The sequence below is a fragment of the Roseococcus sp. genome (genome assembly GCF_965227005.1).
Taxonomy (GTDB): domain Bacteria; phylum Pseudomonadota; class Alphaproteobacteria; order Acetobacterales; family Acetobacteraceae; genus Roseococcus.
In genome coordinates this window covers 204988-211108 of record NZ_CBDDFJ010000034.1, presented here as the reverse complement: position 1 = coordinate 211108, position 6121 = coordinate 204988, and the positions used below count along the sequence as shown (strand labels likewise).

At 70.0% G+C, this 6121-nt stretch carries 8 protein-coding genes; 2 read left to right on the top strand and 6 right to left on the bottom strand.

The genetic code is table 11. The features are described from left to right. Positions 1-295: DUF1345 domain-containing protein (locus tag ACO057_RS16960; protein WP_421993786.1), on the top strand; the 295-nt coding region annotated here is incomplete at its 5' end. 28 nt (positions 296-323) lie between these two features. Here the strand turns inward: ACO057_RS16960 and ACO057_RS16955 are convergent. After that, positions 324-884: a YSC84-related protein gene (locus ACO057_RS16955; protein WP_421993785.1), complete on the bottom strand. Its 561-nt coding sequence runs from the start codon at positions 882-884 to the stop codon at positions 324-326. A gap of 103 nt (positions 885-987) precedes the next feature. On the opposite strand from ACO057_RS16955, the gene ACO057_RS16950 reads away from it, so the two are divergent. Next, positions 988-1635 carry a glutathione S-transferase family protein gene (locus ACO057_RS16950; protein WP_421993784.1) on the top strand — a complete coding sequence of 216 codons (648 nt, stop codon included), beginning with the start codon at positions 988-990 and terminating at the stop codon, positions 1633-1635. A gap of 10 nt (positions 1636-1645) precedes the next feature. Here the strand turns inward: ACO057_RS16950 and ACO057_RS16945 are convergent, their stop codons facing one another. The 5 genes from ACO057_RS16945 to ACO057_RS16925 form a co-directional block, all read right to left on the bottom strand. After that, positions 1646-2680: a glycosyltransferase family 4 protein gene (locus ACO057_RS16945; RefSeq protein ID WP_421993783.1), complete on the bottom strand. Its 1035-nt coding sequence runs from the start codon at positions 2678-2680 to the stop codon at positions 1646-1648. A gap of 83 nt (positions 2681-2763) precedes the next feature. Further along, positions 2764-3879 (bottom strand): toxic anion resistance protein, encoded by a 1116-nt coding sequence (locus tag ACO057_RS16940; protein WP_421993782.1) that lies wholly within the window; start codon positions 3877-3879, stop codon positions 2764-2766. Further along, entirely contained in the window at positions 3876-4763 is an 888-nt protein-coding gene (locus ACO057_RS16935) for a hypothetical protein (RefSeq protein ID WP_421993781.1), read from the bottom strand. The genes ACO057_RS16940 and ACO057_RS16935 overlap by 4 nt, the downstream gene beginning before the upstream one ends. A 210-nt stretch (positions 4764-4973) precedes the next feature. Continuing rightward, positions 4974-5366 (bottom strand): MAPEG family protein, encoded by a 393-nt coding sequence (locus tag ACO057_RS16930; protein WP_421993780.1) that lies wholly within the window; start codon positions 5364-5366, stop codon positions 4974-4976. Beyond that, positions 5363-6118: an alpha/beta fold hydrolase gene (locus ACO057_RS16925; RefSeq protein WP_421993779.1), complete on the bottom strand. Its 756-nt coding sequence runs from the start codon at positions 6116-6118 to the stop codon at positions 5363-5365. Before ACO057_RS16925 ends, ACO057_RS16930 begins: the two co-directional genes overlap by 4 nt. Positions 6119-6121: the final 3 nt, after the last annotated feature.

The window sequence follows — 6121 nt, the reverse complement described above, 5'->3', positions numbered from 1 at the left end:
CGGCACGATCATCGCATCCTGGTTCTACGTGCACCTGCTCTTCGCACAGGAATACGCGCATGAGTTCTGGACGGCCGATACGGGGCTGGATTTCCCGGGCGGCAGCCAGGAGCCGCCCTTCGGCGAGTTCATCTATTTCGCCTTCGTGGTCGGCTGCACCTTCCAGGTCAGCGACGCCACAACGAACACGCCGCGGATGCGGCGCATCGTGCTGCTCCACGGGCTCACGGCCTTCTGGTTCAACACGGTGATCCTGGCCTCGGCCGTGAGCACCGTGTCGAACCTGGGCGGCTGACCTCCCCCCGATGCGTTCAGGGGCGCGCTCAGGCCGGGTTGATGCGCGTGATCTTCGTGCCGTTCAGCGCCACGGCCGCCATCAGGCCCTGCTGGCCGAAGGTGATCGCATAGACCGGCTCCGTCAGCGTGGTCGAGGTGGCATTGGCCTGCACGCCCCGGTCCAGGACGGCGACGGTCGGGCCGGTGCCGATCTCCCAGCCATCGGCGTTCATCAGCGCGTTCAGGCTTTCATTGGTCATGAAGAACATCGCGAGGCCGGCGGATTGCGCCCCGGCCAGCAGGCCGAAGGAAAGACCGGCGATGTTGTAATATCCGCTCGTGGTCTCGCCGCGCACCAGCGCGCCCTCGCCGAACTGGCCGCCGACGATGAAGCCGCCGCTGATGATGCGCGGGAAGACGAGCACCGCCTTGGCGCCGCGGAACAGGGGCGCGGCATTGTCCATCCGGTGCAGGCGGGCCAGTGCCGCGGTGACCTCGGCACTGATTTCGCTGCGCGTGGCGGCCTGGGCGCGCTTCGGCACGAGCAGGGGCGCGGCCGCCAGGAAGGGCAAGGCGGCGGCGGCACGAGCAAGCTGGCGACGTTGCATGATGGGCTCCTGTTGTTCGAATGGCATGCCCCAGAACGCGATCCGGGAGAGACGGTTGCACCCACCCTCCAGCCGCGCGAGGCTGGCGCGAACGTTATCGGGAGTGAACGACGTGATCCGCATCCTGGGCCGCGCGAACAGCACGAATGTGTGGAAGCCCCTCTGGGTGCTGGAGGAACTCGGCCTGCCCTATGAGCGCAGCGATGCCGGCATGGAGCACGGCGTGGTCGACTCGCCGGATTACCGCGCCCTCAATCCGAATGGCCGCGTGCCCTCGCTCCGGCACGGCGATGTCGAGCTTTGGGAGAGCAATTCCATCTGCCGCTACCTCTGCCTGCTCGCCGGCGGCGACGCCAAGGGGCTCTACCCCACCGAGCCCGGCAAGCGCGCCAGCGTGGACCGCTGGATGGACTGGCAGCTCTCCACCCTCTCGCCGGCCGAGCGCGACCTGTTCTGGGGCATGGTCCGCACGCCCGACGACAAGCGGGACATGACGGCCGTGCGCAACGCCGTGACCAACAGCGCGAAATGCTGGGCCATCCTGGAGCAGCGCCTGCGCGACGGACGGCGCTATATCGACGGCGATACGCTCACCCTCGCCGACATCATCCTGGGCTGCTTCGCGCGACGCTGGTTCGGGCCTGAGGTGCGCGTGCCGGGGATGCCGGAATTTCCGGCGCTTCAGACCTGGTTCGAGCGCCTGGGCGAGCGGCCGGGATTCCAGAAGTTCGTCGCGCCGAAGCTCTTCTGAAAGAGCCGCGTTACCAGGCGAGGCCGGCGCGGCGCTTGCGCTGCAGGACGTAGAAGGTCCAGGCCAGCTGCACCCCCAGCGCCGGCAGCACCACCAGCGGCTTGTCCGCCGGCGCGAGGACCAGGAACAGGAAGGCCAGCGCCGCATGGTACAGGGCGAAGGCCCAGTGCAGGCCGGCCACCACGCGCACCGGCATGCCCGTGCGCTGCGCCATCTGGTAGAGGTGCGAGCGATGCGGCGAGCTCACGCGCTCACCCGCCAGGGCGCGGCGGACGAGGGTGAAGGTCGCGTCGAAGAGCAGCCCGAAGAGCAGCAGCGGCACGATGAGGAAGCTCACCTGGCTGGCCTCGAAGCCGGCCGCGGCGACGCCCAGCACCGCCAGCATGAAGCCGGCGAACTGACTGCCCACATCGCCCATGAAGATCCGCGCGGGATTCCAGTTGAAGGGCAGGAAGCCTGAAAATCCGGCCAGCAGGCACATCGCCGCCGCATGGGCGAACCAGCTCTCGTTGAGCGCCGCGATCACCGCCAGCGCCGCGCTTGCGATGACCACGACCCCGGTCACCAACCCGTCCAGCCCGTCCATGAAGTTCACGGCATTGGTGCAGCCCACGATCCAGAACATGGTGATCGCAAGGCCGACGAGGCCGAGCTCCACCTCGCCGATGCCCGGCAAGGCCAGGTGTCGCAGCGCGAGCCCGGTGGCCATCGCCACGGCGGCCGCCAGCGCCTGCGCGCCAAGCTTCACGAGGAAGCTGAAATCCTTGAGGTCGTCCAGGAGCGCCACCCCCGCGATCGCCACCGCCGCCGCCACCACCGCGGTGAAGCGCGTCTCGGCCAGGCTGGTGAAGTGGTAGAACACCAGCATGCCGATGATGAAGGCGAGCACCGGCCCCACCCCGCCGCCCTTGGGCGTCGGCCGTGTGTGCGACTTGCGGGCGTCCGGGTGATCCAGGATCGGCCAGGCGATCATCGCCCGTACCGCCGCCGCCGAAACCAGGGCGAGCGGCAAGACCATCGACAGGGTGAGCAGATAGGGGGGCATTGGCGCTGGGCTATGCAACGGGCGCGCCCGGACCGCAATCGTCCGGCCCCGATGTTCCAGACTTGTTCTTGCGGCGCGCTATCTCACGCGGGCCGGGCAGGACCGGTGGAGGGCACGCTGGCGGAGGCCTTCGCCGCCAGGAGCGAGCGGCGGATGTCCTGCTCGCAGGCGATCAGCTGCGCCTCGGCCTCGCGGCGCTGGACCTTCGCCTCGTCGGCGATGCGCAGGCTGTCCTCGATGGTGCCGACCAGCGCGGCATTGGCCTGGCGGATGGCCTCAATGTCGAAGCTGCCGCGCTCCAGCTCCTTGCGCGCCTCGGCATTGCCGGTCCGCAGTGTCTCCGCATTGGCGACGAGCAGCTTGTTGGTCAGGTCGGTCGCCTGCTTCACCGCCGCGCCCGCCTCGCGCATGCGGTGGATGGCCAGCGCCTGGGCGAGCTGCTGGCTCCACAGCGGCACCGTATTGGCCAGCACCGACTGGATCTTGGAGGAGAGCGCCTTGTCGTTCTCCTGGATGAGCCGGATCGCCGGGAGCGTCTGCATCGCCACCTGCCGCGTCAGGCGCAGATCGTGCACGCGCCGCTCCAGCTCGTCGCGGGCGCCGCGCGTGTCGCGCAGGGTCTGCGGCGAGAGGGCGTCCGCGCCCTCCTTCGCCGCCGCCGCCTCGAGCGCGGGGATCACCTCGGTATCCGTCTGCTTCAGCACGCGGTCGCCGGCGGCGATGTGGTCGGCCAGGGCATGGAACCAGTCGAGCGTGGCGACGTAGAGCCGCTCCAGCCGCTCCACATCCTCCAGCAGCTTGGTGCGATGGGTGTCGAGCTTGTCGCCGATCAGGCCGACCTGCTCGCGCACGCCCTCGTAGCGTTGGACGATGGCGGTGGTGTCCGCGCCCGCCTTGGTGAAGATGCGCTGGAAGAAGCCCGGCTTCTCGGCCAGGGACCCCACGTCGAAGCCGCGCAGCGCGGAGAGCATGGTGGACAGGGTCTGCCCCGCCTCGCCGGTCTCGCGGTTCTGCGCGCCCTCCAGCATGGCGTCGGCCGCGGCCTGGGCGCGCGACTGCGCGGCGGCGCCGAAGCGCAGGATGGTGCCGGGATCCTTCAGCTCGATCGCGGCGGCGAGGCGCGTGATCTCCTCCTCGCGCCCGATGGCGGGCACGGTCTCGGCGATCGGGGCGGGGCGTTGGTCGGGGGTTTCGCTCATGTGCCTTCCTGGCGCAGCCGTTCGGACAGCACCTTCACCTGGATATCGAGGGCCTCGCTCTCGGCCGAGCGCAGCTCGCTGCGGAGCTTGCGGGCGGATTCCGCGAGGTCGGTCAGTAGGGCCGGCAGGGTCTGCGGCGGTTCGGCGCCCGCTTCCAGCCGGTCGACGATGCGCGAGAGCCCGTCGAGCTGGACGTTCAGGAAGCGCCGGGCGTCCTGCAGCCGGGCGGGCCGCACCTCCAGGTCCTCGACAACGCCCTGCATGGCGGTGGCCGCCTCCAGCAACTGGGTGCCCAGCGGCAGGTGCGGGGCCGCCCCGGCGATGCGGGCCAGCTGGGCGCGCGGACCATCGAGCAGGTCGGACCTGGGCGGTTCCTCCGGCAAGGCGGGGGCGGGCTCGACCACGGCCTCGACCTCGGATTCCGCCAGGTCCTGGGTGAGCAGCCGCGTGCCGAACCAGGCGCCGAAGGCCAGCGCCAGGGCCATGGGCGGCGGCAGCCCGGCCGCGACCGCAGCGACGACGCCGGCGGCCGCGCCCATCAGCACGGCGCCGCGCCGCGCATCGCCCTCGGTGCCGCGCGCCATGCGGTTGGCCGCCATCCAGGCCAGGGCCAGTCCGAGCAGCGAACCGATCATCCGGTGCGGCCGCCCCATGATGATCTCGGCCGGGATGTCGAGCATCAGCGGCCAGAGGAAGACCGGCAGCATCCAGACGCGCCAACCGAAGACCCGGCGCGGGCGCGGCGGGTTGTCATGACCCCAGGGTGATGATTTCCAAGGCGATTTCGCGCGGACCTGTTCGCGGATCTGCGCGCGGACCTGAGACTTGCGCTCGCCCCACTCGCGCTTGAGGGCGCGCTTCTGCTCTTTCCACGCGCTCGTCACCGGAACAGCGCGATCATGGCCGGCAGCCACAAGGACAGGCCGAGCAGCCCGAGGCCGACGGTCCAACGCATGGGCGCGGGCCATTTGGGGAGGAGGGGGGTCTTGCCGAACATCCTGGCTCCACATGTTGCCCGCCGAGGGTCCCGGTGCAAGGCCGATGCGCTTCGGAGGGCATGTTTGCCGGGATTTTACGCGGTCAGGCCCTTTGGGTCAGGCCCAAAGATTGAACAGCAGCAATCCCGCGCTGAAGCCCAGCGCGCCGAAGGTCAGCAGCATCCCGAGCTGCCGCAGGATCAGCCGCTCCGGCTCGGGCGAGATGCCCAGCGCGTGCAGGATTCGCCCACCCATCGTTGCCCCGCCCAGGATGTAGAGCAGGCCCGGCGCGGTGCCGCTGGCTTCCAGCAGCAGGAGCAGCAGCAGCGTCATCGGCGCGTATTCGACGAAATTCGCCTGGGCGCGGATGGCCCGCAGCAGGCGCGGATCCTCGCCGAAGCCGAAGGACGTCCGCGCCTTCATCCGCGCGCGGATGACCAGCAGCGAAAGCAGCAGCAACAACACGCCCAGCAGGCCGGCAAACAGCGAGGTGACCGGAAAGGCGGTCATGCCAGGAAGGGCTCCAGCTCGGTCAGGAAGCCGTGCGGGTTGTCGGCGTGGAGCCAGTGGCCGGCCTTCTCCACCGTGGCGAAGCGGGCCTGCGGGAAGAGCCGGCGGAAGAGGTCGTGGTTCTCGAGGCGGATGTAGCGGCTCTGCGCCCCGGCGAGGACCAGCGTCGGCCCGTCATAGCGGCCCGCCTCGGCAAAATCCTCGATGTCGGGCATGGCGGCGGCGAGCTCGGCCAGGCCCATCTTCCAGCTTGGGACATCCGCCGAAAAATCGAGCGATTGCAGCAGGAAGGCGCGGATTCCGGCCTCGGGGATGGTGGCTTCCAGCGCGCCATCGGCGTCCTTGCGCGTCAGGCCCATCTTGAGCGTGATGGCGCGCATGGCGGCGATATAGCCGCGCAGGGAGGGCGGGTACTTCACCGGCGCGATATCGGCCACCACCAGCCGCCCGACCATCGGGCCGTGCCGCAGCGCCAGCGCCATGGCCACCTTGCCGCCCATGGAATGGCCGAGCACCGCCGGCGCGCGCATCCCACGCGCGGCGATCAGCCCGGCGATGTCCTCGGCCATATCGGCATAGGACATCCGCGCGGCATGGGGGCTCTCGCCGTGGTTGCGCAGGTCGGGCGCGAGCACGCGGTGGCGCTGGGCCAGGCGCTTCTGGATGCCGCCCCAGTTGCGGGCGGCGCCGAAAAGGCCGTGCAGGAGGAGGACCGGGCTGCCCTCGCCCATCTCGATGACGTTCAGCTTCATGGG

Bases quoted from the DNA above. Each gene is read 5' to 3' on its own strand.
- ACO057_RS16955 (WP_421993785.1), bottom strand. From the start codon at position 884: ATGCAACGTCGCCAGCTTGCTCGTGCCGCCGCCGCCTTGCCCTTCCTG.
- ACO057_RS16945 (WP_421993783.1), bottom strand. From the start codon at position 2,680: ATGCCCCCCTATCTGCTCACCCTGTCGATGGTCTTGCCGCTCGCCCTG.
- ACO057_RS16940 (WP_421993782.1), bottom strand. From the start codon at position 3,879: ATGAGCGAAACCCCCGACCAACGCCCCGCCCCGATCGCCGAGACCGTG.
- ACO057_RS16930 (WP_421993780.1), bottom strand. From the start codon at position 5,366: ATGACCGCCTTTCCGGTCACCTCGCTGTTTGCCGGCCTGCTGGGCGTG.
- ACO057_RS16925 (WP_421993779.1), bottom strand. From the start codon at position 6,118: ATGAAGCTGAACGTCATCGAGATGGGCGAGGGCAGCCCGGTCCTCCTC.